Source organism: Aquihabitans sp. G128 (assembly GCF_019048865.1).
Classification (GTDB): Bacteria; Actinomycetota; Acidimicrobiia; order Acidimicrobiales; family Iamiaceae; genus Aquihabitans.
The window spans coordinates 4483049-4507398 of the sequence record NZ_CP077604.1 but is presented as its reverse complement, the minus strand read 5'-3'; the positions used below and the strand labels follow the sequence as shown (position 1 = coordinate 4507398).

Below are 24350 nucleotides of genomic sequence, written 5' to 3'. Positions count from 1 at the left end.
CCGCCGCTCGAGGTCGGCGAAGGACATGGGGAGCTCGGGGCGGACGCCGTCCAGCCCGTTGAAGTAGATCGACAGCTGCCAGTCGCCGTAGTTCGGCATCGGTGCCTCCAGGGTCGTGGTCCCGCCGAGGACGGTAGACCGACGGGCAGGCGGGTAGGGCGACCCGATGCCCCCCACCTCGGAGCCCTTCGCCGTGTTCGACGACCCGGCCGGCGAGGACTTCTCGGTCGGCGTCGAAGAGGAGTTCTTCCTCGTCGACGCCGAGACCCGCCAGCTCCGCGGCGACGCGGCCGACGTGCTCGAGCGGGCGACCGCACCGGCGGGCAGCGCCATCGAGGCGGAGCTGAAGCAGTCGCAGGTCGAGTCGGGGACCGCGGTGTGCCACGACCTGGCCGACGTCCGGGCCTCGATCGTCGGACTGCGGAGGGCCCTGGGCCAGGCGGCCGAGGACGTGGGCGCCCGGCTGCTGGCCTCGGCCACCCACCCCTTCGCCCGCTGGAACGACGACGGCGGCATCACCGACGAGGTCGCCTACGTGGGCCTGCACCACACCTACGGCCTCCTCACCGACGAGCAGTCGGTGAGCGGCTGCCACATCCACGTGGGCGTCCGCGACCCGGAGCTGGCCATCGGCATCATGAACCGGGTCCGGGGCTGGCTGCCGGTGCTGGTGGCCCTGAGTGCCAACTCCCCCTACTGGATGGGGCGCGACAGCCGCTACGCCAGCTACCGCACCGAGGTGTTCCACCGCTGGCCGATGGCCGGCATCCCCGAGCACCTGCCGGACCGGGCCGCCTTCGACCGCCTCGTCGACCACCTCCACGCCGTCGAGGCCATCGACGCGCCGGGCCGGCTCTACTGGGACGTGCGGCCGTCGGCCCGCTACCCGACGCTCGAGTTCCGGGCGGCCGACGTGCTCATGACCGTCGACGAGGTCGTGGCGACGGCCGCCATCGTCCGCGCCCTCGTCGAGGTGCTGCACGCCCAGGCCGAGGCGGGCGCGCCCCTCGACCCGCCGCGCACCGAGGTGCTGCGCTCGGCCCTGTGGCGGGCGGCTCGCTACGGGCTGGCCGACCAGCTCGTCGACGTGCAGGCCATGGCGCTGCGCCCGGCGGGCGACGTCCTGGACTCGCTGCTGGGCCTCGTGCGACCGGTGCTCGAGGACCGGGGCGAGTGGGCCGACGTGTCGGCCACGGTGGCGTTCGTCCGCCGCGAGGGCACCGGTGCCGAGCGCCAGCGCCGCGCCGTCGCCGCGGCCGACGGCGACCTGTCGGCCGCCGTGGACCGGGTGGCCGTCGCCACCCTGGCGGGCACCACCTGACGAGCCACCCTGCACGGCCGGAGGTGGGCCCGGTTCTGAGCCGGCGGCCAACAGGTACATGGTGAGAATGGATGCGATCGAAGCCGACGGGCCCGTGCGAGTGGCTGTGCTGGAGCGCTACGTGGAGGAGCTGACCAAGGTCCTCGCCGATCACGCCATCACCCCGCCGCCGCCGCCGCCGGGGCTGCGCGCCGACGCACGGGTGGAGGTCCTGTCCGAGCGCGAGCAGGAGGTGCTGACCCTGGTGGCGAAGGGCCTGCCCAACGCCCGCATCGCTTCGGAGCTCTACGTCGGCGTCGACACCGTCAAGACCCACCTGCAGCGCGTGTACCGCAAGATCGGCGTGCACAACCGGGCGCAGGCGGCGGTCTGGTACTTCTCCCAGGCGGCCTAGGCCCGGCGGCCCGCTAGCGATCGGGGGCGTCGCCCTCGGCGAGCGGGACCTCGAACCAGACCAGCTTGCCGTCGCCCTGGATCTGGGTGACGCCCCAGTCGGCGGCCAGCTGGTCGATGAGGCGCACGCCCAGACCCCCGGGCTGGCCGGGGTCGGCGGACACCACGTGCGGCGGCGTGGGATCGTCGTCCTGGACCGAGACGCGAGCGACCGAGCCGATGCGCTCGACCGACACCGTGATCTGGTTCGAGTCGGCGTGGATGGTCGCGTTGGTGGTGGCCTCGCTGGTGAGCAGGAGGAGGTCCTCGGGCACGGGTGCCCCGCTGCGCGCGATCGCCTGGCCCACGAAGGTCCGTGCCATGGCCGAGCTGCGCACCTGGGCGGTCAGGACGATGGACTCCGCCTCGGGTGACGCACCCGCGGCGGCCGGATCTCCTTCCGAGGCGCTCACCGCGACCACCGCATGCGTCGGTGGCCACCTTCGTCGCCGTCGGACCGGCGGTCGCCTTCGGGCGGCGTGTCGGCTGTGTCGAGCGGGATCTGCGGGCCCCAGCCGAGCAGCGCGACGAGGCCGGTGGCCAGCACGGCGCCGACGGTGGTCGTGAGGGTCAGGACCTGGTCTTGGATGGCGCTCACGGGGGTGCTCCGGGGGTGGTGCGGTCCACGTTGCGTGCCCCCGGTCAGCGACACCGAGAACGGCGGACGCCCGGCGAAGGGGTGATTCGGCTCGGGCGCCGCCCGCCTCACCAGCGCCTGCGCCGCTCCCCGATCGAAAGCACCCGTCGACACCCCGACCTCCGGGTCTGGCCCCTGCTGGCAGGGGCAGGGCCTCGGCATCACCGACACCGACGAACGACCCACCCCCGTCCCACCGCCCGCCTCGACCGTCCCCGTCGCCATCGTCACCGGTGCGTCGAGCGGCATCGGCCGGGCGGCGGCCCTCGCATTCGGCGCCAAGGGGTTCCACGTGGTGCTCGTGGCCCGCGGCGCCGAGCTCCTCGCCGACGCGGCGGCGGCCACGCTCGCCGCCGGCGCGGCGTCGGCCGAGGCCGCCCCCGCCGACGTGCTCGACGCCGAGGCCATCGACGCCATCTTCGACGCCGCCGCCAGGCGCCACGGCCGGCTCGACGTGGTGGTGCACGCCGCCATGGTCATGGCCTACGGCACCGTCGAGGACCTCCGGCTCGAGGTGCTCGACCGGGTCATGGACACCGCCACCCACGGCACCGTGCGGGTGAGCCGAGCCGCCCTCCGCCACTTCCGGGCGCAGGGCCGCGGCTCGCTGGTCATCGTGACCTCGCTGCTCGGTTCGGTGGCCGTACCCGGCATCGGCGCCTACGTCACCGGCAAGTGGGCCCAGGTCGGCCTGTCGCGCATCCTGCGGCTCGAGACCGCCGACGCCCCCGACATCCACGTCTCCACCGTGGCGCCCGGCGCCGTGGACACGCCGATCTACCGCCGGGCCGCCTCGGTCGAGGGCCACCCCGGCAAGCCGCCGCCCCCGGTCGACCCGCCCGAGAAGGTGGCGGCGGCCATCGTCCGAGCCAGCGAGCACGGCTCGCGCCGGGTCTCCGTCGGCCCCCTCAACGCCGTCGTGGTGTTCGGCTTCCGGTTCGCCACCCCGGTCTACGAGCGCCTGGTCGGTCCGCTCTACCGCCGCTTCGCCCTGGAGCGCCGCACGGTCGAGCCCAACGACGGCAACGTCTTCGCCCCCAGCGACCCCGAGGTCCGCTGACGGTCCCGGCGCCCCGGTGCCCGGTGCCACCCCACCTGCGGGCGGCACCGGGACGGAGGGTTCAGGGCTTGAGGACGACCTTGATGGCGCCGTCCTCCTTCTTCTGGAAGGTCTCGTACATGGCGGGCGCCTCGGTGAGCGGGACCTGGTGCGTGGTGAGGTCGAGCACGCCGAGCGGGTCGGCCGGGTCCTCGATCAGCGGCAGCAGGTCGTCGACCCACCGGCGGACGTTGGCCTGGCCCATGCGAACGGTGAGCTGCTTGTCGAACATCTGCAGCATCGGCAGCGGATCCTGGGCGCCGCCGTAGACGCCGCTGATCGACAGCGTGCCGCCGCGGCGGACGACGTCGATGGCTGCGAGCAGGGCGCCCAGCCGGTCGATCCCGGCCTTCTGCATGAGTGGGCTGGCCACCGCGTCGGGCAGCAGCCCGACGAGGGCGTGGGCCAGCTTGCCGGCGCCCGACCCGTGGGCCTCCATGCCGACGGCGTCGATGGCCGAGTCAGGGCCCCGCCCCGCGGTCTGGCTGCGCAGGAAGTCGGCGAGGTCGTCCTCGTGGTCCGACAGGTCGACGGGGATGATCCCGTTGCGAGCCGCCATCTGCAGGCGCTCGGGCACCAGGTCGATGCCGAACACCTTCGAGGCGCCGCGTTGGCGGGCGATGCGGGCGGCCATCTGGCCGATGGGGCCGAGCCCGAACACGGCCACCGTGCCGCCCTCGGGGACGGCGGCGTACTCGACCGCCTGGTAGGCGGTGGGCAGCACGTCGGACAGGAACAGGTACTGCTCGTCGGGGGTGCCGTCCGGGATCTTGACCGGGCCGTAGTGGGCCTGCGGGACCCGCAGGTACTCGGCCTGGCCCCCAGCCACCTGGCCGTAGAGCTTGGTGTAGCCGAACAGCGAGGCGCCGGTGCCGTGCTCGTGGACCTGCGTGGTCTCGCACTGCGACTGCAGGTCGTTGGTGCACATCCAGCAGTGCCCGCACGAGATGTTGAACGGGACGACCACCCGATCACCCACCGCCAGGTTCGGGACGTCCGAGCCGACCGCCTCGACGATGCCCATGGGCTCGTGGCCGAGGATGTCGCCTTCGTCGATGAACGGGCCGAAGAGCTCGTAGAGGTGGAGGTCCGAGCCGCAGATCGCGGTGGACGTCACCTTGATGATGGCGTCGGTGGGCTCCTCGATCGTCGGGTCCGGCACCTCGTCGATGCGGACGTCGCGCTTGCCGTGCCAGGTCAGTGCCTTCATGGGTGCCTCTTCCGTGGGGGTGCCGCGCTCCCTGCCCGCCGCTCCCGGCCCCACCCGACCGGTGCCCGGGTTTCACCCGTTGGGGCACGCCGATGCCGCGATCCCGCCCGCTCGGGTGGTCTGGGCGGCGATGGGGCGGGCACGACGCAGAGACCCACCGACACACGAGGAGCCCGCCATGAGCGACGGCGAGATCAACGAGCCCGACAACAGCACCGTCGACGACTGGCACGGCCAGAACGTCGCACGCGACCAGGAGGTCGCCGACCGCGCCGTCGAGGAGACCGACTCCCTCGAGGAGGCCGAGGCGCAGTTCGACGCCGAGGCGGAGGGCGAGGAGAAGTACGAGGCCGGCCACGACCGCCCCGACGACGTCGACGCCGAGGGCGATGCCGTGGGTCGCGCCCCCGGAGTGAGTCAGGCTCAGCGCTCGGCGACGCGCGACACCACGAGGATGGCGATGTCGTCCCGGCGGTCGAGCCCGTCGTCGAGCGTCGAGGCCACCACGGCGTCGCAGATCGCCTCGGTCCCGTCCTCGGCGGAGGTCCGCACGGCTTCGGTGAGGCGTGCCAAGCCCTCGTCGAGCGAGAGCTCGGGGTCCTCGATGGCGCCGTCGGTGTAGAAGACCAAGGTCGAGCCCGGAGGGAACGGGACCGTGCGCTGTCGGCGATCGCTCGGCGTCCCGATGCCGAGCATGGCGCCGAGGTAGTCGTCGAGGACGGTGACGTGGCCGTCGGTGACCAGGAGCGGCGGCGTGTGGCCGGCGTTGCTCCACGTGAGCGTGTCGGCCTCCAGGTCCACCCGGGCGACCACGGCCGTGGCCAGCTCCATGCCCAGGCGGTTCGACATGTGGTCGAGCCCCGTGAGCGTCGCTGCCGGCGTGGCCCCGTCGGCGCAGGCGAAGGCTCGCAGCGCGTTGCGCGCCTGGCTCATCTCCACCGCGGCCTGCATGTCGTGGCCGACCACGTCGCCGATCACGAGGTCCACCTGGCCGTCGCCGATGGGGATGACGTCGTACCAGTCGCCGCCCACCTTCGAGCCGTCGGTGGCTGCGAGGTAGCGGACGGCCACCTCCAAGCCGTCGACCGCCGGGATGGTGGGCAGCAGGGAGAGCTGGAGCACCTCGCCCCGCCGACGCTCGTCGAGGTAGGCCTCGACGTTGCCCAGCGCCAGGGCAAGGCGGTGGGCCACCTCGGACACCATCGCCAGGTCGTCGGGCTGCAGGGGCCGCTCCACCGTCGAGAGGGCCAGCACGCCGAGCGTGGTGCCTGCCGACCGGACCGGTGCGATCACCGTGGCCCGCAGCCCCAGGCCGGCGTAGAAGCGGGCCTGCTCGTCGTCGCGCGATCGAGGCGACGGCGGCGTCGGTCCGCTCGCGCCCGTCGTAGCGCTGCGCCTCGCCGCCGCGCAGGACGGTGGCGATGGGGTCGTCGCCGTCGCGATCGATCGGCTGGCGCTGGATCACCTCCGTGAGCTCCTTGGCCAGCAGCTCGTCCTGGTGGCCGACGTGCACCAGCGACACGTGGCCGTCGGCATCGATGAGCTCGGCCACGAACAGGTCGCCGACGGCCGGCACCAGGGCCTCGGACACGCGAGCGAGCAGCAGGGTGCGGTCCAGCGTCGAGGTCATGGCGCTGCTCGCGGACGACAGCACGTTCAAGCGGAAGCGGGCCGCCTCGGCCTCGGCGCGGGCGGCGTGCTCGGCGCTGAGCAGCAGCGCTCGCTCCTCCTCGGCGTGGCCCTGGTCGGTCGTGTCCGTCGCGATCCAGGCCACGAGGTCGCCGTCGAGCCGCTCGAGGCGGAAGGTGCTCACCAGGAGCACCCCGTCACCGCGTCGAACCCGCCACGTGCCGGACTCGGGCTCGGGCGCGTTCCCCTCCAGGACCGCAGCGATGCCGGCCCGGTCGTCCGGGTCGAACAGCAGCTCGACGAAGCCGGCACCGAGGGCGTCGGCCTCCTCCCGCTGGTACAGGAGCTCGGCGGCCGGGTTGAACCCCACGATCCGGCCGTCGATCGCCATGACGGCAGCGACGGGCAGGCCGTGGAACAGCCGGATGAGCGCGGGGGTCAGGCGAGCGGTCACGGACCGGGGCGCAGGTCGAGCCCGATCAGGACCCGCTCCTCGTTCGAGAGGTCGCCGATGATCTTGCGCACCGGCTCGGGCAGCTGCCGGACCAGGGTCGGGATGGCCACGATCTGCTCCCCTGCGGCGAGCTGGGGGCGCTCCAGGAGGTCGATGACCTCGATGGAGTAACGGCCGGCGAGGCGCTCCTCGCAGATCCTCGTGAGGTTGGCGATGGCGTCCTGGCAACGGCGGTTGGTGCCGGCCACGTAGAGGCGCAGCTCCCAGCGCTCGGGATCGGCGATCGCATCCTGGTCAGCCACGGGGGTCCTCCTCCGGGTCGGCGTGGGGCACCAGGCCGCCGAGCTCCACGCCGTGGTCGGTGATCGTCAGCGCTCTCACGTCGTGGGAGTGGGCCATGCCCCGAGCCTTGAGCACGTAGAGGCCGTGGCCCCGCCGCCCGTCGACCTCGGTGGCGCGGAGCTGGATCCACGTGTCGATGAGCGACGAGACCGCCGTCTCCTCGTCGGCCCCGTCGATGGAGATGCTGGTGAACAGCGCCGTCACGCCCCGCCGCTTGAGCAGGTCGACCATGCGCATCAGCATCGCCTTGATGTCGAGCGACGAGCCCTGGCTCTTGAAGTCGGTGATGGGGTCGATCACCACCACCGTCGGCTGGAGCTCCTCCATGTGCTGGTAGAGGCGGAGCAGGTGGCTCTCGAGGCCGAACTGCGCGGGGCGCCCGGCGTCGACCACCAGGGTGCCGGCGTCGATGGCCGGCTGGAGGTCGAGGCCGACCGAGCGGAGGTTGCGGGTGATCTGCGACGGCGACTCCTCGAAGGCCAGCAGCAGCGTCCGTTCCCCCCCGCGCGCACGCCGCGCCGGCGAAGTGGCCGGCGATGGTGGTCTTGCCGGTGCCCGACGCGCCCGAGACCATCACGGTGCTGCCGCGGTAGAAGCCGCCGAGGCCGAGCATGTCGTCGAGCGAGGCGATGCCGCTGGACACGACCTCGTCGTTGGCCTCGTGGTCGAGGTCGAGCGAGGTCACGGGCAGGACGCTGAAGCCGCGCTCGTCGATGAGGAACGGGAACTCGCTGGTGCCGTGGGGCGAGCCTCGGAACTTGACCACCCGGAGGCGACGGGTGGCGAGCTGGTCCGAGACCCGGTGGTCGAGGAGGATCACGCAGTCCGACACGTACTCCTCGAGGCCGTGGCGGGTCAGGGCGCCGGCGCCCCGCTCGGCGGTGATGACCGCGGTGACCCCTCGGTCCTTGAGCCAGCGGAAGAGGCGCTGCAGCTCCGATCGCAGCAGCGCGGTGTCGTCGAAGGCCGCGAAGAGCGTCTCGAGCGTGTCGAGCACGACCCGCTTGGCCCCCGTGGCGTCGATGGCGAGCGAGAGGCGCACGAAGAGGCCCTCGAGGTCGAAGTCGCCCGTCTGCTCGATGCGGTCCCGCCGGAGCTCCACGTGGTCGACCGCGAGCAGCCCCCCGTCGATCAGCGGCTGGAGGTCCAGCCCGATCGAAGCGCCGTTCTCGACGGCTTCCTGCTGGGTCTCCTCGAACAGCATGAGGACCCCGGCCTCGCCGAACTGGGTGGCGCCACGGGCGAGCAGCTCCAGCGCCAAGAGCGACTTGCCACACCCCGGGCCGCCGCAGACGAGCGTGGCCCGCCCGGTGGGCAGGCCGCCGTTGAGGACCTCGTCCAGGCCCAGCACGCCCGTCGGCGTGTGGTCGATGGTCCGGACCGGGGCGTCGATCGTCGGGGCTCCGCGTGGCACCGTCGAAAAGTACCCAAAACGGCCGTGACCAGCCCCCATCGGGGCGCTCCTCCACGGGCGAGGCGACGATCTTCACCCGTCGGAGTGATGTGCGCGCCGCCCGGTCTGGCCCGGCCGCCCTCGGGCACAGCCGGAGCATGGAACTCCTGCGGACCGCTCGCACCCTCGTGGGGGCGCTGGCCGCACGGCCCGCCCTCGCCCTCTTCTCCGTCTCCGACGACCTCGACGAGGTCTGGGAGCCGTTCCTGCGCGACGGCGACGACTGAGCGCAGGGGACAACCACCCCTTTGGCGGTCGCCGGGGTGCCTGAGACCCCGCCCCTCGGGTAGCGCCGTCGCCTACCCCAGCACTGGAGCTCCCTGATGGCACCCCGCAAGGCACCCGCGACCGAGAAGGCCGCCACGGCCGACCCCGCCAAGGAGACGGCCCGCAACACCGCCCCCCGCCGCTCCCCCGCCGAGCAGGTCGGTGGTGACCGGGACCTGGCCACCTCCCCGCAGTGGGCCCAGCAGGGCGATGCGATCACCACCGCCACCGGCACCCCGATCCAAGACTCCGACAACAGCCTGCGGGCCGGCTCCCGGGGTCCCACGCTGCTCGAGGACCACGCGCTCCGCGAGAAGATCATGCACTTCGACCACGAGCGCATCCCCGAGCGCGTGGTCCACGCCCGAGGTGCCGGCGCCCACGGCACCTTCACCGTCACCGACCCGCTCGAGGGCCTGACGGCAGCCCGGTTCCTCACCGACACCTCGCGCACGACGCCGGTGTTCGTGCGCTTCTCCACCGTGGCCGGCTCCCGGGGATCGGCCGACACCGCCCGTGACGTCCGGGGCTTCGCGGTGAAGTTCTACACCGACGAGGGGAACATGGACCTCGTCGGCAACAACATCCCGATCTTCTTCATCCAGGACGGGATCAAGTTCCCGGACCTCATCCACGCCGCCAAGCCCGAGCCCGATCGGGAGATCCCCCAGGCCCAGACCGCCCACGACACCTTCTGGGACTTCGCATCCCTGCAGCCGGAGTCGACGGCGATGCTGCTGTGGACGATGTCCGACCGGGCCATCCCCCGCTCGTACCGCACCATGGAGGGCTTCGGCGTCCACACGTTCCGGTTCGTCGCCGACGACGGGTCCACCTCGCTGGTGAAGTTCCACTGGAAGCCCGTGCTCGGCGTGCACTCGCTGGTCTGGGAGGAGTCCCAGCGCCTCGGCGGCATCGACCCCGACTTCCACCGGCGCGACCTGTGGAACGCCATCGAGTCCGGCGCCTTCCCCCAGTGGGACCTGGCCGTGCAGGTGATGCCCGACATCCCCGAGCAGACCTTCGAGGGCATCGACCTGCTCGACTCCACGAAGCTCGTGCCCGAGGAGCTGTGCCCGGTGCGCGTCGTCGGCCGGCTCACGCTCGACCGCAACCCGACCAGCTACTTCGCCGAGACCGAGCAGGTGGCGTTCCACACCGGCCACCTCGTGCGGGGCATCGACATCACCGACGACCCGCTGCTGCACGCCCGGATGTTCTCCTACCTCGACACCCAGCTGACCCGGCTCGGCGGCCCGAACTTCGAGCAGCTGCCCATCAACCGCCCGGCCGCCCCGGTCAACAACGACTACCGCGAGGGGTACGGCCAGCAGGCCATCCACCAGGGCCGCGCCGCCTACGCCCCGAACTCCGTCGGCGGCGGCTGCCCGTTCGCCATCGGCGACGCCGGCTACGTCCACTCGCCGCAGCCGGTCGAGGGCGTGAAGGTCCGGGAGCGGGCCCAGTCCTTCGACGACCACTACTCCCAGGCCACCCTGTTCTGGGACTCGATGCAGCCCACCGAGCAGGAGCACATCGTCGGCGCCTTCTCCTTCGAGCTCGGCAAGGTGTCCGACGAGGCCATCCAGGACCGGACCCTGGCCAACCTGGCCAACGTCCACCCCGACCTCGTCGAGCGGGTGGCCGCCAACATCGGCCGCCCGGTCCCCGAGGCGTCGCCCGTGCTGCTCGCCGTCGACGCCCCCATCGACGTGTCGCCCGCCCTCTCGATGGAGATCGCCGAGCCCGGCGCCATCGACGGCCGGGTCATCGGCATGATCGTGGGCGACGGCGTGAAGCCCGCCTCCGTCGACAAGGTGGCCGCGGCCATCACCGCCGCCGGGGCCGTCCTGCAGGTCATCGGGCCGCGCGGCGGGTTCCTCGGCTCGGTCGAGGTCCACCACACGTTCCACACCTGCGACTCGGTGATGTTCGACGCCCTGGTCGTCGATCCCAGCGCTGCCGGCGCCCTCGAGCTCGACCGCAAGGTCGGCGTGATGGTGCAGGAGGCGTACCGCCACCACAAGGCCGTCGGCGCCATCGGCGACGCCGTCGCCGTGCTCGAGGTGGTCGGGATCGACCCCGAGGCCCCCGGCGTGGTCACCGGACCCAGCGCCGCCAAGGCGTTCACCAAGGCCCTGGTCACCGCCGTGGGCTGGCACCGCCACTGGGACCGGACGATCTGACGTGGGCGCCCCCTCCCCGACCGCACCCACCGCACCGCACCACCGAACGGAGACGATCCATGGGAACCGCTGACGAAGACGAGATCCAAGAGGGCGGCGCACGGTCGCAGCCCGATCACCCCGACGAGGAGGGCGCCGTGTCCGACGAGGGCGGCGACTCCGACCCCGGAGCGGCCAGCGACGACGACGCGGACGGCGCAGCCACCGGCGAGGCCCAGGCGGCGGAGAACCGCGACCGCGAGTCGCCCTCCTGAGGCCACCGGTCTGACCGGGTTCCTGTCGCCGAGGGTCGCTCACCGACCCCCGGCGACGGGAACCCCGATCGAGCGGCGGGCGCGAGCGGTCAGGTTCGGCCGCGGGCGTCGGAGCGCACGACGATCCGGGCGTCGGCCCCGGTCTCCTCGAACACCGCCCGGACGGCGGGCGAGGGGTTGAGCAGGCAGACGTGGCCGTGCTCGGCGCGGATCCAGAGGAGGGCCTCGCCGAAGGCCGGATCGGCCGCCTCGAGGTCGCGGGCGTCGATCGTCCACTCGCGCCGTCGGCCCCGGCCGGCTTCGCCGACGGCGGCCTCGAAGGCGTCGAGGTCCGAGGCGTCGAACGTGCCCGAGACGGTCACGGTCATGTGGACGTGGTCACGGTCGAACTCGGCCGTGAAGGAGGGGTTCTGCTCCATCGCTGCTCCTGTGTTCGAGGCCGCTGCCGACGGTCACGATCCGGCGGCAACCGCCTGCCCATGCGTGGTTTGCGTGTTCGTGCGGCCGGATGAGTAACCCGTCGGCCGCTCCCCTAGACCTCGGCCGGCGAAACTCCTCGCCGCCCGCGGATCGCCGCCCTACGTGACGTCGACGACGGTGTCGATGCCGGTGATGGCGAGCAGCTTGCGGATGGGGTCCGAGGCGTTGCGCACCACGGTCCGCCCGCCGCGCTGGCGGGTCTCCTTGGCGGCGACCACCACGGCGGCGAGCGCCGAGGAGTCCATGAACCGGACCCGCTCGCAGTCGAGCACGACCTCGGTGCAGCGCATGGCCAGCGCCGCCTGCACCAGGGCGCGGAGGCGATCGCTGTTCTGCACGTCCAGCTCACCACCCAGGTCGAAGGTGGCGGTGGCGTCCTCGTAGGACACGGAGGCGTCGAGTGGGGTCGGCTGCGAGGGCATGGGCTTGGCTCGGTGTTCGTGCGCTGGACGGCCCCCTGCTGGACCTCGTGCGCGGCTCCCAGTCAACACGGCACGGTGCCGTCCGCCAACTCCAGGAGGTGGCACGAACGGTGGACATTCCGCCGCTTGCACCCTCGGCGGGGCTGCCGTCACGCTCAGGTGCCAGGCGCCTTCGGGGCCCGCTCCTCGGGGCCGCCGCTGCGGTCGTCCTCGCCGCCGACGGCGTCCGGCGGGTCGCCGTCGACCTCTCGCGGCCCGAGGCCCGCCTGGTCGGACCGACCAGGCTGGTGCACGTCGATGCTCGGGGTGTCCTCGTCTTCGTCGGTCGGCATGGTTGCTCCCTCGTGGTCGTGACGGTCCCGTACCCCGCCCGCCCCGGGCCGAGCACGGAAGATCTGCGTGGCTTCAGGCTTCGGGGCCAGGCTCGTCGGGCGTGCTGGTGTCCCGGTCCTCGTCGCCGTCGCCGCCCAGAACCCCGGCCAGGTCGAGACGGGTGAGGCGGAGCTCGGGCGACGAGCGCCCGGTGGTGGCCAGGTGCTCGATGGCCGCGCGTGCCCGTGCGGTCAGCTCCGGCGCCACGTCGGCGAGGCCCTCGTCGAGGGGGAGGCCGAGCTCCGCCCGGCTCTCCGGGTCGACGAACGCCGTCACGGGCTGCGCGGTCGCATCCCCCCACGCCACCTCGAACGTGGCCCGGAGGCTGCCGTCGCCTGCTGCCTGCCACACGCCTCCGCTGATCTGCACATCGGTCATGGGGGCCGGCCTACCCCGCACCGCCGACGCTCGGTCGCTCCGGCTCGACGTCACGGCGAGGTGGGTGCGGGCGATCGCGTCCCGGTGGGTAGGCGGGCCAGCCAGACGAACGACCGAGGAGCGACGATGGCCGAGCGAGACATCCACGTGGTGGAACAGGGCGATGGCTGGGAGGTGTGGCGCATCGGCGACTCGATGCCCCTGGGCTCGTACGTGACGCTCGGCGAGGCCGAGGAGCAGGCCCAGGCTCAAGCGGCGCTCGACGGTGTGGCCGTGGTGGACCACGACGCCGGCTTCGAGGCCACCAGCGACCCCACCCCGCCCACCGAAGCCTGAGGACGACGACATGACCGATGCGACACCGACCACCGAGCCCGACCACGAGCAGGTGGCCGGGGCACCCAGCGACAACACCACCCTGACCGCCGTCCTCGACGGGCTGCGGTCCGAGGGCTACACCGCCGACCTGCGGGCCATCGGCAGCGTGGGCGAGGTCCGGTGCGGGGCGTGTGGCACGGCCTCCCTGGCCAGCGAGCTCACCGAGGTCGTCGAGCGGCGACTTCGAGGGCGCCTCGGACCCCGACGACATGGTCCTCGCGATCGGGGCCTGCTGCCCGAGCTGCGGCGAGCGGGGCGCCCTGACGCTGGGCTACGGCCCGGCGGCCGGCGAGGCCGACAGCGCCGTCGTCGCGCTCCTCCCCTGACGTGCCCGCCACCGGAGGACCGGACGCTGACGTCCGGCCGGGGGTCCTGCTCGATGTCGACGGGACCCTGCTCGACACCAACCACCTGCACACCCTCGCCTGGTTCCGGGCGTTCCGCCGGTTCGACCAGGTCCACCCCATGCACGAGATCCACCGCCTCGTGGGCATGGGTGGCGACAAGCTGGTGCCGGAGCTCGCCGGCGAGGAGGTCGACGGCCTCGAGGACGCCTACGGCGAGGAGTTCGACCGCCTCTTCGACGACGTGACCCTGCTGCCCGGCGCCCGGGAGCTCGTGCAGGCCTTGCACGACGTGGGTCTGCGCCTCGTGCTGGCCAGCTCGGCCAAGGAGGAGGACCTGGACCGCTTCCGGGAGGTCCTCGACGTCGACCGGTGGCTGGCCGGGTGGACGTCGTCGGGTGACGCCGACGCCTCCAAGCCCGAGAGCGACATCTTCGACGTGGCCATCGAGCGGTTCGCCCTCGACCGCGCCCGCACCATCGCCATCGGCGACGCCACGTGGGACGCGAAGGCGGCCGGTCGCGCCGGGGTGGGGTTCGTGGGCGTGGCCACCGGCGGCACCGCGGCGGCCGACCTCGTCGACGCCGGGGCCAGCCGGGCCTACGACGACGCCGACGCCCTCGTGGCCGACCTGCACCGCGGGCCGTTCGCGGCGATCATCCCGGACCGCTGAGCACCTCTGAGGTCGGTCAGGGGCGCTCGATGGCCACCATGGCGGCCATCGAGCGGTGCAGCCAGGAGCGGTAGGCGCCGCGCTGCCAGACGATCACCGTCGTGCCGTCGTCGCCGGCCACCAGGATCGGGCGGATGTTGTCCGCCGTGCTGTCCTTGGTGAGGGGCCGCCAGGTCCAGGTCCGACCCCCGTCGGCGCTGCGGCCGTCGAAGAGCTCGCGGTGCACCGCGCCGTCGGCGGAGGACACCAGGGGCTGGCCAGAGCTCGGATCGACGTCGCTCGACACCACCACCCGGTACGGGTCGCGGGGGTCGAGCGTCGCCAGGCCGGTGTAGTCGAGCTCGGCGCCGAAGAGCTCGCTGCCCGCCTCGCCGATGGTGTGCCGCTCCCAGCCCTCGTCGGACCACCGGGCCCAGCGGTACTGGTGGCGGAAGCGCTTGCCCTCGACCGGCGAGGGGTCGGTGGTCCGCAGCGAGTAGGTCACGACGGGGTTGCCGTCCGCGTCGATGCGCAGGTCCGAGCCCCACAGGTCGGGCTGGCCGTACGGAGAAGCAGCGTCGTTCGCCGCCGGCCCGTCGGGGACGTCGACCGGCGTCAGCGCCGAGGGGTCGACGCCCGGCCCGCCGGCGCGCAGCGTGCCGACCTGGGTGCCGTCGGTCCGGAAGATGCCGGCGCCCTGGACGTACCCGCTGTGGAGCGCGTTCCGGACGATGCCCTTCGGGTGCCCCGTCGAGGTGACGAAGTCGATGCGGTCGCGCGTGGGGTTGGCGGCGTACTGGACGTAGGGCGTGTCGGGTGCCGTGCCCTCGGCGACCGGCAGGCCGAGCAACGGCGCCGAGGACCACGTTCGCCCCTCGTCGGCCGAGGACATCGCGACGGTGCGGCCGTTGAGCCGGGTGAAGTTCCACAGCAGCCCTTGCGACCGGACGAGGTTGGCGTAGGTCACCCGCGGCAGACCGGGTTGGGGCGGGAAGGCCACGTCGGGCAGGCGCTGCCACCGGACGGGCTCGCCGGCGGTGCGGGCGAGGTGGACCAGGCCATCGTCGTCGTGGCCGGTCCACGATGCCGTGACCGAGCCGTCGGGATCGACGGTGAGGCCCGGGCTGTCGTGGTCGTCGGGGCGGTGCGCCGAGGTCCCCAGCGTGATCGACCGGGACGAGAGGTCTCCGAGGTCGACGACGAGGACCTCGCTGCGCTGCGGACCGGCCCGCAGGATCCCCGGGTCGGGCACCGAGCCCACGTAGAGGTGGCCGCCGGTGACCACGGCTCGCCGGCCCTGCCACCAGGACCAGCCGGCGTTGGGTGAGACGACGTGCGGCTCGAGGAGGTTGGATGGATCCTCCGCCGTGCTCCCCTTCCCACCCCCGTCGCCGTGGTGGACGGCGCGCGACCTCCGGTCTCGGCGCGACCGGGGCCGCCTGCGGCATCCGAGCTGCACCCGACGACCGTGGCGGCCAGCACGGCGACCCCGACGGCGATGGCCGCCGCCCGGCCGGTGCCCCGCTCACGCCTCGGAGGGGCAGCCGTCGGTGCGAGGGCGGCGGCTCGGTCCATGGTGATCGCCGCCCACCTCCCCCGAAGCCAGGCAGCGAGAACGCCCGACCGTGTCCTCTTGCGGCCGTCCCCCAACATTGGGGACCGGCCGGACCTCGGCTGGGAGCCTGGCCCCGGCGCGCCACCTCGGCTCAGGCCGGGTAGGGCGACTGCTGCAGCAGCGTGGCGAGGTGGACGGCGTTCTTGGCCACGTCGGCAGCCGTCGAGCGCACCTTCTCGGGGACCTCGTCGAGGTCGTTCAGGTCGGTGGAGCCCATGGCCTCGCCCACCCAGTACGCCTGGGCGTTGGGCGGGATGGTGAAGCCCACGTCGGCCAGGCCCTGGAAGAACTGCCCGGCCACCATGTGGGCGCCGTCCTCGTTGCCGACGGTGGCGGCGATGGCCACCCGGTCGTAGGAGATCACCCGGCCCTGGTCGTCCTCCTCGCCGAGGAAGGCGTCGAGGCGCTCGAGCACCCGCCGCGACACGCTCGACGGGTTCCCCAGCCAGATCGGCGTCGCCAGCAGCAGGATCTGCGAGTCGAGGATCTTCTGGCGGATGCCTGGCCACGCGTCGCCGTCGCCCTCGTCAGAGGTCACGCCGGGCTTCACGTCGTGGTCGACCACGCGGATCACCTCGGTGGCGACGCCGAGCTTCTCCAGCTCGTCGTTGACCAGCCCGGCCAGCAGGTCGGTGCTCGACGTCGCCGGCGAGGGCTTGAGCGTGCAGTTCAGGGTCACGGATCGGAGGTTGGCCATTGCCGCCGCCTACCCGGGCCCTCGGGCTCGGACCCCGTGCGGGCCTCACCAAAAGGAGGGGTTCGCCCCGCTCCCACGACGCCGGTGCGGAATGCGCAGCTGTGCGACCCGGTTGGAGCCGACCATGACCATCGGGATCGCCAGGAACCGCTGACGGTGCCGCCGCACGGGGTGCCGCTGGAGCGGATGGGGTTCCTGACCATCGGGACCTTCGACGCCGCCGATCCGGGGCCGGGCCACGAGCGCGTCCTGGAGGTCATCGAGCTCGGCGAGCAGCTCGGCTTCGACAGCGCCTGGGTGCGCCACCGCCACCTCCAGCACGGGATCTCCTCGCCGGTCGCGGTCCTGGCGGCGGCGACCCAGCGCACGAGCCGCATCGACCTCGGCACCGCGGTGATCCCGCTGGGCTGGGAGAACCCGCTGCGCCTGGCCGAGGACCTGGCCACGGTCGACGTGCTCGCCGGGGGACGGCTCAACCCTGGCCTCAGCGTGGGTGCGCCCATCCACTGGGAGCACGTGAAGGCCTCGCTCTACCCCGACACCGCCGACGTGGAGGACCTGACCTATCGCCGCGTGGAGCGCCTGCTGGCGGCCATCGCCGGTGCGCCGGTGAGCTCCTTCGAAGGGGTCGAGGGCATCGAGACGTTCTCGCCACGGGTCGAGCCGCACGCCGCCGGGCTCCGGGAGCGGGTCTGGTACGGCGGGGCCAGCCGCCGCTCGGCCGAGTGGGCCGGCAGCACCGGGCTGAACTTCCTCACGAGCAACGTGGTCCGCTCCGAGACCGCCCCCGGCGAGCCCACGCCGGACTTCGCCACCATCCAGCGCAGCCACCTCGGCGCGTTCCGCGCCGCCCACCCCGACGGCGAGCGGGCCCGGGCGTCACAGGGCCTGGTGGTCATCCCGACCGACGGGGCGACGGCGGACCAGCGGGCTCGGTACCAGCGCTACGTCGACGCCCGAACCCCACGCACCGCCGAGCCGCAGGGCCCGGGGCGCATGGTGTTCGCCCGCGACCTGGTCGGGACCTCGGAGCAGCTCGCCGAGGCGCTCTGGGCCGACGTCGGCTTCCAGGCCGTGCGCGAGGTGGTCTTCGCCCTCCCGTTCACCTTCGAGCACGAGGACTACGTGCAGATCCTCACCGCCATGGCCGAGCACCTCGGCCCCGCCCTCGGCTGGCACCCTCGACCCCGGGCCGAACGCGGCGTCCGCTCCTGACGCGAGCGGGCCGGTCGGCTGGATCGGTTCGAGGCCTTCACGCGTCCTGGCGTGGCGGCGGCGAGCTGCAGGCGTCGGTACCCTCGGCTGCCATGTCCGGCTCCGATGCGCCCTGCCCGCTCCCGCTCCCGGGGCAGCACCCGGCCAGCGTGGCGGTGGCGGCGCCCGGGAAGGGCGACGGGTACTGGGCCGGCGGGCCGAGCGTGGCCGCCGCCGAGGACGGCACGGTGTTCCTCGCCCACCGCTTGCGTCGGCCGGTGGGCGACGGACGGGGCTACGCCGTGGCCATCAGCCGCTCCGACGACGACGGCCTCACGTTCACCGAGGTGGCCCGCCTGGAGCGGGACGCGTTCGCCTGCGACTCGCTGGAGCGCCCCGCCCTGGTGCGCCGGCCCGAGGGCGGGTGGCGCATCTACCTGAGCCTGGCCACGCCTGGCACCCTGCACTGGCGGGTGGTGGCCATCGACGCCGACGACCCCACCGGCTTCGACCCGGCGGCGGCGCGCACGGTGCTCGACGGCGGGCCGCACGACGCCCTCAAGGACACCGTGGTCCACCCTGGCCCGGACGGCTGGGAGCTTTGGGTGTGCCTCCACCAGGTGGCCGACCCGGAGCAGGCCGATGCCATGGCCACCCTCCACGCCACGTCGCCCGACGGCCTCGACTGGACCCTCGACGGCACCGTCCTGGCCCCGGGAGACGACGATGGTTGGGACCGCCGGGGCACGCGCATCGCTGCGGTGGTCGACCTCGACGGCCAGCGCCACGCCTACTACGACGGCCGGGCCACGTTCGGCGAGAACTGGGAGGAGCGCACCGGCGTCGCCACCGCCGCGCCCGACGGCACCTTCCGGGCCGTGCCCGGCGGGCCGCTCGCCGAGTCACCGCACGCCAGCGGCGCCCTGCGCTACGTCGACGTCCTCGCGGTGCCCGGGGGCCTGCGGCTCTACTACGAGGCGTCCCGGGCCGACGGCGCTCACGACCTCCTGACGGAGTACGCCCCCCCTGCCCTCCTGACCGAGCCAGTCCCGGAAGTCCCGGCCGGTGAGGTCGCCGAGCAGGGCGACGTCGTCGACGAAGTGGCGCTGGACCGCCTTGCGCTGCTCGACGGTGAGCTCGGGCCGGTGGCCGCGCCCCCCGTCGGAGGACGGCGCGCAGCGGGGCCTCGACGGTGCGCCACACCTCGGGCGGCGGGAACTGGCCGGCCCAGGCGCCGGCGCGCACCACGGCCCGCAGCGCTTGGTTGACCGGCGACCCGTCGACCCAGGCGTGGACGTTCTCGCCTCGCACCGGGCCGAAGCCCGCCGGGTCGATGTCGAGGAAGGCGGCGATGGCGGCGAGGGTCACGTCCGGCTCGTCGACCAGCTCCCGGTAGCGCACGACGTGGACCTGCCCGCGGTCGACGTGGCGGTAGAGGTGCTCGAGCTGCTGGCCGTACCGACCGAGGTCGAGGTAGCGCCAGAACGGGGCCCAGCCGGCGGCGATGCGCTCCTCCTCCCGCTCGGTCGCGGCCACGAAGTCCCCCACCGGCTCGTAGCCGTCGCACCAGAGGTGCCCCCAGTTCGAGTGGGCCCGGTCGACAGGGTCGCGGACGACGGCGAGGTACCGGGCGTGGGGCACGCGCTCGGCCAACCGGACGTGGGCGGCGGTGTCCCAAAGGTAGAAGGGCGTGCTCTCCCCGAGCAGGACGCCGTCGGGCGCGTCGGCGAACAGGGCCTCGTAGTCGTCGCGACGCCAGATCCACTCCTTGCGGCTGTGGGCGTCGCCGGGACCGTGCTGCACCGGTGGCGGTCGGTCGCCGCACATCCAGTACTTGGGCTCCTTGGGGTTCGACATGAACAGCCCCGGGTGGGTGGCCAGCGCGGCGTGGACCGCGGTGGAGCCCGCCTTGGGCGCGCCGATCACGAAGACGTCAGGCAGGGGCATGGTTCCTCTGGGTGGACGGCTCGCGCCCGTCGGCGCGTGCGGGATCGGGCGGGGCGGCGAGCGCCACGAAGTCGACGACCCGGCGCTGCTCGAAGCCGAGGCGCTCGTAGACCCGCTGCGCCCCGGCGTTGGTGCTGGCCACGTGCAGGAGCGGCACCTCGCCCCTGGCGAGGATCGCATCGGCGACGTGCTGGGTGAGCGCCGAGGCCAGGCCCCGGCCCCGGGCGTGGGCGGCGGTGCACACCGCCGAGATCTCGGTGAAGCCCGCCGGGTGGAGGCGCTCGCCAGCCATGGCCACCAGGCGGCCGCCGTGGACGTGGCCGTGGTACCGGCCCATGGTCACGGTCCGATCGAGGAACGGTCCCGGCTCGGTCGCCCGGACCAGGGCCAGGATCTCCGGCACGTCGCGCTCGGTCAGCCGGACGGTGTCGACCGGGGCCACCCGCTGGAGGCCTCCGGCACCCAGCACGAGCTGGTGGCCGGGCCCGCGCAGCAGCTCGCGCCACCCCGCCGGCGGCGACGGGATGCGGTCGCGGAACAGCACGACGCGGCCGCCGGGGCCGGCGAGGGTGGCCAGGTCGTCCCACGCCTCGTCGTCGAACCCGTCGACCGCGGCGAACGGCGAGACGTCGGGCGGGTACCGCCGGGCCCGGCCGTGCACCTCGGCCAGCTCGCCGTGGCCGGTGGTGAGGGACCGCCACACGGCGTTGTCGAGGGGGTGGGCGACGGTCACCGCACCGGCTCGAGGCCGAGGTTGCCGCGCAACGTCTCGTGGGGGTACTCGGTCCGGAACACCCCCCGATCTTGGAGCTCGGGGACGACCGTGTCGATGAACTCGTCCAGGCCGTGCGGGGTGAGGTGGGGCACGAGGATGTACCCGTCGGCGGCGTCCTCCTGCACGGCGTGGTCGATCTGGGCCGCCACCTGCTTGGCGGTGCCCAGGAACGTCGACCGGGCGGTGACCTCGATGATGAGCTGGCGGATCGAGAGCCCCTTCGACTCGGCGAGGTCGCGCCACTGCTGGGCCACCGCCACCGGGTCCTTGGTGTGGCGCACCCGGCCCTTGGTGATCGACTCGGTGCCCTCCACGTCGGGATCGAACGACGGGAGCGGCCCGTCGGGGTCGTGGTCGGACAGGTCCCGCCCCCAGACCTGCTCCAGGAAGGCGATGGCGCCCTGCGGCGAGATCTGGTCGAGGTGGATCTGGTCGGCGCGCTCGCGGGCGTCGGCCTCGCTGTCGCCCAGGACCGCCACCGCGGCCGGGATGATCTTGAGGCTGTCGGGCGTCCGGCCGTACCTCGCGAGGCGGCCCTTCACGTCGGCGTAGAAGCGCTGGCCGGCGTCGAAGGACGAGTGCCGGCTGAAGATCACGTCGGTGTAGCGAGCCGCCAGCTCCCGGCCGCCGTCGGAGTCACCGGCCTGGATCTGCACGGGGTAGCCCTGCGGGCTGCGCGGCACCGTCGAGCGGCCGCGGATGCGGAAGTGCTCGCCGCGGTGGTCGAACTCGCCGATGGCGCCGGGTCGCACGAACCTGCCGGCGGCCTGGTCCGCCACGACGGCGTCGTCGGCCCAGCTGTCCCACACCTCCTTGGCCGTGGCGATGAGCTCGGCGGCCCGCTCGTAGCGCTGGGAGGGATCGAGGAACCCGCCCCGGCGGAAGTTCTCGCCGGTGAACGCATCGGGCGAGGTGACGGCGTTCCACGCCGCTCGGCCGGCCGACAGGTGGTCGAGCGACGCGAACTGGCGGGCCAGCTCGTAGGGCTCGTTGAACGTGGTGTTCAGCGTCGCCGCCAGCCCGATCCGGTCGGTGACCGCCGCCAGGCCGGCGAGGACGGTCAGGGAGTCGGGCCGCCCCACCACGTCCAGGTCGACGAGCTTGCCGCGGTGCTCCCGCAGCCGCAGCCCCTCGGCCAGGAAGAAGAAGTCGAACTTGCCCCGCTCCGCCGCCTGGGCCAGGTGCACGAAGGACGAGAACTCGATCTGGCTGCCCGAGTCGGGCCGGTTCCAGATGGTGGTGCTGTTCACGCCCGGGAAGTGGGCCGCCAGGTGGACCTGCTTCTTGGTCGTCGCGGTCATGCCGGGGCCCGCCCGCCGACCAGGGCACCAACCGGGGTCGCCCCGGCGGGTGCGCCGGCGGACCACGCCTCGGCCAGCAGCTCGTGGCTGCGCACCCGGTCGGCGTGCTGGTGGGTGATGGAGGTGACCACCAGCTCGTCGGCCCCGGTCACCCGGGCCAGCACCTCGAGCTGCTCGACGACGGCGTCCGGCGTCCCCACGAACTGCGTGTCGACCCGGTCCGCGACCAGCGCCCGATCCTCGTCGGTCCACCGGTGGCCGTCGGCCTCCTCGGGGCTCGGGTAGGCGACCGCGCCCTGGCCGGTGCGGATGCTGCGCACCCACAGGCCGAAGGGCGAGGCGAGGCGCTGGGCGGTCGCGTCGTCCTCGGCCACCACCACGTCGGCGGAGACGGCCACGTAGGGCGCGGCGAGGTGGGCCGACGGCCGGAACGCCTCGCGGTAGGCCCCCAACGCGTCGAGCACGGTGGCCGGGCTCACGTGGTAGTTCGCCGTGAACGGCAGGCCCTGCACGCCCGCCACCTCGGCGCTCTGCCCGGCGCTGCTGCCGAAGATCCACACGTCCACCCCGGCGCCCTCCCCCGGCGTGGCGTGGACCAGGTCGCCGTCCGGCGTCTCCAGGGAGCCGGCGATCAGGGCCAGCACCTCGGCCACCTGGTCGCCGTAGTCCGGCGACTCGGCGCCCGGCTGCTGCTGGAGGGCCGCCTGGTACCGGAAGCGCGAGGAGCCGAACAGCCCCGAGGGGTCGAACGGCTTGGGGATCAGGAGGCCGTCGACCACGTGCGCCTCTCGCGGCGGCTTCCGCGGCTTCTTGGCGCCGCCTCCCTTCAGCCGCGCCACCTCGGCGGCGCGCTGGCGGGCCTCGAGGGCGGCCAGCGCCTCGCTGCGGCGCTGCCCGGAGCGGCCCAGCCCCAGGTCGATGCGGCCCGGGAACAGCGCGTCGAGGATGCCGAACTGCTCCACGATCGACAGCGCCGTCTGGTGGCCGGTCTGGACCGCGGCCGAACCGACCCGGATGGTGCTGGTGGCGGCGGCGATCTGCCCGATCAGCAGGGCGGGCGCCGAGCTGGCGACCCCCGGCGTGAAGTGGTGCTCGGCCACCCAATGGCGCCGGTAGCCGGCCGCCTCGATCCGGGTGGCGAGGTCGAGCGAGTTGCGCAGCGCCTGGCCGGCCGTCGAGCCCGAGGAGATCGGCGACAGGTCGAGCACGGAAAGGGGCATGCGCGGCGAGCTCATGCGGGGGTCCTCTCGGGGTGGGGGTCGGCGGCGTAGCGGCTCGGCGGGCGACCGAGGCCGAGGCGCTCGCGCAGCGTGCCGGGGCCGTAGCCGGCCGGGCGGAGCCCGCGCGCCCGGAGCACCGGCACCAGGGCGTCGGCGATGGCGTCGAGGTCGGTCGGGAGCCGCGCTGGGCGCAGGCGGAAGCCCTCGATGCCCGCCGCCTGCCAGTCGGCGAGCAGGTCGGCCAGGCCTTCGGGGTCGGTCGCCACGATCTCGGCGTCGGAGCGCCAGGCGCGGCCGTCGAGCTCGTCGAGCTCGGCCCTGGCCGCCTCGGCGCGGCCTCGGTCCGCCTCGAGCAGCACGAGCAGGTCGGCGTGCACCAGCAGCGGGCGGCCCTCGCGGCCCACCCGCTCCTCGGCGGCGCGGACCTCGGCCACGATCGCTGCCGCGCCCGCTGCATCGTGCGGCGTGGTGAAGACGACGTCGGCGCTGCGGGCCGCCAGCTCGTAGGGGACGACGTGGTGGGCCAGCACCACCACCAGGGGCTGGCCCTGGGGCGACCGCGGTGTGATCGACGGGCCCCGCACCGAGAAGTGCTCGCCCTCGAAGTCGATGTGGTGGAGCTTCTCCCGGTCGATGAAGCGCCCGGTCGGCCGGTCGCGGATCTCGGCGTCGTCCTCCCAGGAGTCCCAGAGCCGGCGGGACACCTCGACGGCGTCGGCGGCTTCGTCGAAGAGCGGCCGGGACAGCGCCTGGCGATCCTCGGGCGAGGCCACCTGCGACCGGTCGAGCAGCACGCGCCGACCGAACTGGTCGACCTCGGCCTGCTGGCGCAGGACCTGCACCCGCCAGCCGGCCCGCCCGCCGCTGACCCAGTCGAGCGACGCCACCTTGGTGGCCACGTGGAACGGCTCGGTGTGGGTGGTGGTCACGGTGGGCACCAGCCCGATGTGGGTGGTGGCCGGCGCGATGCGGGTGGCCACCAGGGCAGCGTCGAGGCGGCCCCGTACCTGGTCGGTCCGGTCGTCGGGCCGGAACGGGTGGTCCGACTGCAGGGTGAATGCGTCCTCGATGGTGAGCAGGTCGAGGCCGCCGCGCTCGGCGGCCTGGGCCAGGTCGACCCAGTACGCCGCGTCGAAGAGATCGCCCGGTCGGGCGTCGGGCAGGCGCCAGGCCGCCGGGTGCCAGCCCGCCCCGTCCAGCGCTACGGCGAGGTGCAGGTGCTCGGTCATGAACCATCCATAACCGACCATTTTAGTCGGCTATTCCGTCCGGCGTCATGCAGGCGTCGCGC

General features: G+C 73.6%; 25 protein-coding genes and 2 pseudogenes. 10 read left to right on the top strand and 17 right to left on the bottom strand.

Features of this window, described 5'->3' with window-relative positions; all coding sequences use genetic code 11:
* The first annotated feature begins 166 nt into the window (after window positions 1–166).
* Complete coding sequence (locus tag KSP35_RS21625) at window positions 167–1321, top strand: glutamate--cysteine ligase (protein ID WP_216997835.1); 1155 nt, start codon at window positions 167–169, stop codon at window positions 1319–1321.
* Between the two features lie 94 nt (window positions 1322–1415).
* Complete coding sequence (locus KSP35_RS21620; RefSeq protein ID WP_216997834.1) at window positions 1416–1715, top strand: response regulator transcription factor; 300 nt, start codon at window positions 1416–1418, stop codon at window positions 1713–1715.
* Between the two features lie 13 nt (window positions 1716–1728).
* Here KSP35_RS21620 and KSP35_RS21615 read toward each other — a convergent pair whose 3' ends face one another.
* Both KSP35_RS21615 and KSP35_RS21610 read right to left on the bottom strand, forming a co-directional pair.
* Entirely contained in the window at window positions 1729–2166 is a 438-nt protein-coding gene (locus KSP35_RS21615) for an ATP-binding protein (RefSeq protein ID WP_216997833.1), read from the bottom strand.
* Window positions 2163–2351 carry a hypothetical protein gene (locus KSP35_RS21610; protein ID WP_216997832.1) on the bottom strand — a complete coding sequence of 63 codons (189 nt, stop codon included), beginning with the start codon at window positions 2349–2351 and terminating at the stop codon, window positions 2163–2165. Before KSP35_RS21610 ends, KSP35_RS21615 begins: the two co-directional genes overlap by 4 nt.
* 199 nt (window positions 2352–2550) lie before the next feature.
* Here KSP35_RS21610 and KSP35_RS21605 point away from each other — a divergent pair, with 199 nt between their 5' ends.
* Entirely contained in the window at window positions 2551–3450 is a 900-nt protein-coding gene (locus KSP35_RS21605; protein WP_217002308.1) for an SDR family oxidoreductase, read from the top strand.
* A 61-nt stretch (window positions 3451–3511) separates the two neighbouring features.
* Here the strand turns inward: KSP35_RS21605 and KSP35_RS21600 are convergent, their stop codons facing one another.
* From KSP35_RS21600 to kaiC, 4 genes and pseudogenes are all read right to left on the bottom strand, one after another.
* Entirely contained in the window at window positions 3512–4699 is a 1188-nt protein-coding gene (locus KSP35_RS21600; RefSeq protein WP_216997831.1) for a zinc-dependent alcohol dehydrogenase, read from the bottom strand.
* A gap of 423 nt (window positions 4700–5122) precedes the next feature.
* On the bottom strand, window positions 5123–6004 hold the full coding sequence (locus KSP35_RS21595; protein WP_254127288.1) for a SpoIIE family protein phosphatase: 882 nt from the start codon (window positions 6002–6004) through the stop codon (window positions 5123–5125).
* Between the two features lie 774 nt (window positions 6005–6778).
* Complete coding sequence (locus tag KSP35_RS21590) at window positions 6779–7084, bottom strand: circadian clock KaiB family protein (protein ID WP_216997829.1); 306 nt, start codon at window positions 7082–7084, stop codon at window positions 6779–6781.
* Window positions 7077–8577, bottom strand: a pseudogene (kaiC, locus tag KSP35_RS24875) (circadian clock protein KaiC). The gene KSP35_RS21590 and the pseudogene kaiC overlap by 8 nt, the downstream one beginning before the upstream one ends.
* Window positions 8578–8675: 98 nt before the next feature.
* Between kaiC and KSP35_RS25125 the strand changes: the two are divergent.
* From KSP35_RS25125 to KSP35_RS21570, 3 genes are all read left to right on the top strand, one after another.
* Window positions 8676–8804 (top strand): hypothetical protein, encoded by a 129-nt coding sequence (locus KSP35_RS25125; RefSeq protein WP_256444509.1) that lies wholly within the window; start codon window positions 8676–8678, stop codon window positions 8802–8804.
* A 96-nt stretch (window positions 8805–8900) separates the two neighbouring features.
* On the top strand, window positions 8901–11030 hold the full coding sequence (locus KSP35_RS21575) for a catalase (RefSeq protein ID WP_216997828.1): 2130 nt from the start codon (window positions 8901–8903) through the stop codon (window positions 11028–11030).
* A gap of 59 nt (window positions 11031–11089) precedes the next feature.
* On the top strand, window positions 11090–11284 hold the full coding sequence (locus KSP35_RS21570; protein ID WP_216997827.1) for a hypothetical protein: 195 nt from the start codon (window positions 11090–11092) through the stop codon (window positions 11282–11284).
* Between the two features lie 89 nt (window positions 11285–11373).
* On the opposite strand, the gene KSP35_RS21565 is transcribed toward KSP35_RS21570, so the two are convergent.
* From KSP35_RS21565 to KSP35_RS21550, 4 genes are all read right to left on the bottom strand, one after another.
* On the bottom strand, window positions 11374–11703 hold the full coding sequence (locus KSP35_RS21565) for an STAS domain-containing protein (RefSeq protein WP_216997826.1): 330 nt from the start codon (window positions 11701–11703) through the stop codon (window positions 11374–11376).
* A gap of 159 nt (window positions 11704–11862) precedes the next feature.
* Window positions 11863–12186 (bottom strand): STAS domain-containing protein, encoded by a 324-nt coding sequence (locus tag KSP35_RS21560; RefSeq protein ID WP_216997825.1) that lies wholly within the window; start codon window positions 12184–12186, stop codon window positions 11863–11865.
* 155 nt (window positions 12187–12341) lie between these two features.
* Window positions 12342–12518: a hypothetical protein gene (locus KSP35_RS21555; protein WP_216997824.1), complete on the bottom strand. Its 177-nt coding sequence runs from the start codon at window positions 12516–12518 to the stop codon at window positions 12342–12344.
* Window positions 12519–12591: 73 nt separating this feature from the next.
* Window positions 12592–12936, bottom strand: a complete 345-nt coding sequence (locus KSP35_RS21550) for a hypothetical protein (RefSeq protein WP_216997823.1) — start codon at window positions 12934–12936, stop codon at window positions 12592–12594.
* Window positions 12937–13062: 126 nt separating this feature from the next.
* Between KSP35_RS21550 and KSP35_RS21545 the strand changes: the two genes are divergently transcribed.
* Both KSP35_RS21545 and KSP35_RS21540 read left to right on the top strand, forming a co-directional pair.
* Window positions 13063–13272, top strand: coding sequence for a DUF2188 domain-containing protein (locus tag KSP35_RS21545; protein ID WP_216997822.1), 210 nt, complete (start codon window positions 13063–13065; stop codon window positions 13270–13272).
* Between the two features lie 369 nt (window positions 13273–13641).
* Entirely contained in the window at window positions 13642–14331 is a 690-nt protein-coding gene (locus KSP35_RS21540) for an HAD family hydrolase (RefSeq protein WP_216997821.1), read from the top strand.
* A 16-nt stretch (window positions 14332–14347) separates the two neighbouring features.
* On the opposite strand, the gene KSP35_RS21535 is transcribed toward KSP35_RS21540, so the two are convergent.
* Together KSP35_RS21535 and KSP35_RS21530 are read right to left on the bottom strand one after the other, a co-directional pair.
* Window positions 14348–15595 carry a BNR-4 repeat-containing protein gene (locus KSP35_RS21535; protein WP_216997820.1) on the bottom strand — a complete coding sequence of 416 codons (1248 nt, stop codon included), beginning with the start codon at window positions 15593–15595 and terminating at the stop codon, window positions 14348–14350.
* 421 nt (window positions 15596–16016) lie between these two features.
* Complete coding sequence (locus tag KSP35_RS21530) at window positions 16017–16622, bottom strand: flavodoxin family protein (protein WP_371748625.1); 606 nt, start codon at window positions 16620–16622, stop codon at window positions 16017–16019.
* A gap of 186 nt (window positions 16623–16808) precedes the next feature.
* Between KSP35_RS21530 and KSP35_RS21525 the strand changes: the two genes are divergently transcribed.
* Window positions 16809–17837 (top strand): LLM class flavin-dependent oxidoreductase, encoded by a 1029-nt coding sequence (locus KSP35_RS21525; protein WP_216997818.1) that lies wholly within the window; start codon window positions 16809–16811, stop codon window positions 17835–17837.
* A gap of 92 nt (window positions 17838–17929) precedes the next feature.
* Entirely contained in the window at window positions 17930–19084 is a 1155-nt protein-coding gene (locus KSP35_RS21520) for a hypothetical protein (protein ID WP_216997817.1), read from the top strand.
* 121 nt (window positions 19085–19205) lie between these two features.
* Here the strand turns inward: KSP35_RS21520 and KSP35_RS26270 are convergent.
* The 5 genes and pseudogenes from KSP35_RS26270 to KSP35_RS21500 all read right to left on the bottom strand — a co-directional run.
* A pseudogene (locus KSP35_RS26270) lies at window positions 19206–19763 on the bottom strand (sulfotransferase); the annotation flags it as partial.
* The gene (locus KSP35_RS21515) at window positions 19750–20496 is read right to left on the bottom strand and encodes a GNAT family N-acetyltransferase (protein ID WP_216997816.1); all 747 of its coding nucleotides are present in this window, start codon (window positions 20494–20496) and stop codon (window positions 19750–19752) included. The gene KSP35_RS21515 and the pseudogene KSP35_RS26270, both read right to left, overlap by 14 nt.
* The gene (locus tag KSP35_RS21510) at window positions 20493–21839 is read right to left on the bottom strand and encodes an NtaA/DmoA family FMN-dependent monooxygenase (RefSeq protein WP_216997815.1); all 1347 of its coding nucleotides are present in this window, start codon (window positions 21837–21839) and stop codon (window positions 20493–20495) included. The genes KSP35_RS21515 and KSP35_RS21510 overlap by 4 nt, the downstream gene beginning before the upstream one ends.
* A complete protein-coding gene (locus tag KSP35_RS21505) occupies window positions 21836–23074 on the bottom strand; it encodes an LLM class flavin-dependent oxidoreductase (protein ID WP_216997814.1) in 1239 nt (412 codons plus the stop codon). The genes KSP35_RS21510 and KSP35_RS21505 overlap by 4 nt, the downstream gene beginning before the upstream one ends.
* Entirely contained in the window at window positions 23071–24288 is a 1218-nt protein-coding gene (locus KSP35_RS21500) for an LLM class flavin-dependent oxidoreductase (protein WP_216997813.1), read from the bottom strand. Before KSP35_RS21500 ends, KSP35_RS21505 begins: the two co-directional genes overlap by 4 nt.
* Between the last annotated feature and the right edge of the window lie 62 nt (window positions 24289–24350).

Bases quoted from the DNA above. Each gene is read 5' to 3' on its own strand.
- KSP35_RS21510 (WP_216997815.1), bottom strand. From the start codon at position 21,839: ATGACCGCGACGACCAAGAAGCAGGTCCACCTGGCGGCCCACTTCCCG.
- KSP35_RS21500 (WP_216997813.1), bottom strand. From the start codon at position 24,288: ATGACCGAGCACCTGCACCTCGCCGTAGCGCTGGACGGGGCGGGCTGG.
- KSP35_RS21545 (WP_216997822.1), top strand. From the start codon at position 13,063: ATGGCCGAGCGAGACATCCACGTGGTGGAACAGGGCGATGGCTGGGAG.
- KSP35_RS21530 (WP_371748625.1), bottom strand. From the start codon at position 16,622: ATGGCCAACCTCCGATCCGTGACCCTGAACTGCACGCTCAAGCCCTCG.
- KSP35_RS21625 (WP_216997835.1), top strand. From the start codon at position 167: ATGCCCCCCACCTCGGAGCCCTTCGCCGTGTTCGACGACCCGGCCGGC.
- KSP35_RS21560 (WP_216997825.1), bottom strand. From the start codon at position 12,186: ATGCCCTCGCAGCCGACCCCACTCGACGCCTCCGTGTCCTACGAGGAC.
- KSP35_RS21555 (WP_216997824.1), bottom strand. From the start codon at position 12,518: ATGCCGACCGACGAAGACGAGGACACCCCGAGCATCGACGTGCACCAG.
- KSP35_RS21525 (WP_216997818.1), top strand. From the start codon at position 16,809: ATGGGGTTCCTGACCATCGGGACCTTCGACGCCGCCGATCCGGGGCCG.
- KSP35_RS21575 (WP_216997828.1), top strand. From the start codon at position 8,901: ATGGCACCCCGCAAGGCACCCGCGACCGAGAAGGCCGCCACGGCCGAC.
- KSP35_RS25125 (WP_256444509.1), top strand. From the start codon at position 8,676: ATGGAACTCCTGCGGACCGCTCGCACCCTCGTGGGGGCGCTGGCCGCA.
- KSP35_RS21565 (WP_216997826.1), bottom strand. From the start codon at position 11,703: ATGGAGCAGAACCCCTCCTTCACGGCCGAGTTCGACCGTGACCACGTC.
- KSP35_RS21520 (WP_216997817.1), top strand. From the start codon at position 17,930: ATGTCCGGCTCCGATGCGCCCTGCCCGCTCCCGCTCCCGGGGCAGCAC.
- KSP35_RS21505 (WP_216997814.1), bottom strand. From the start codon at position 23,074: ATGAGCTCGCCGCGCATGCCCCTTTCCGTGCTCGACCTGTCGCCGATC.
- KSP35_RS21600 (WP_216997831.1), bottom strand. From the start codon at position 4,699: ATGAAGGCACTGACCTGGCACGGCAAGCGCGACGTCCGCATCGACGAG.
- KSP35_RS21570 (WP_216997827.1), top strand. From the start codon at position 11,090: ATGGGAACCGCTGACGAAGACGAGATCCAAGAGGGCGGCGCACGGTCG.
- KSP35_RS21550 (WP_216997823.1), bottom strand. From the start codon at position 12,936: ATGACCGATGTGCAGATCAGCGGAGGCGTGTGGCAGGCAGCAGGCGAC.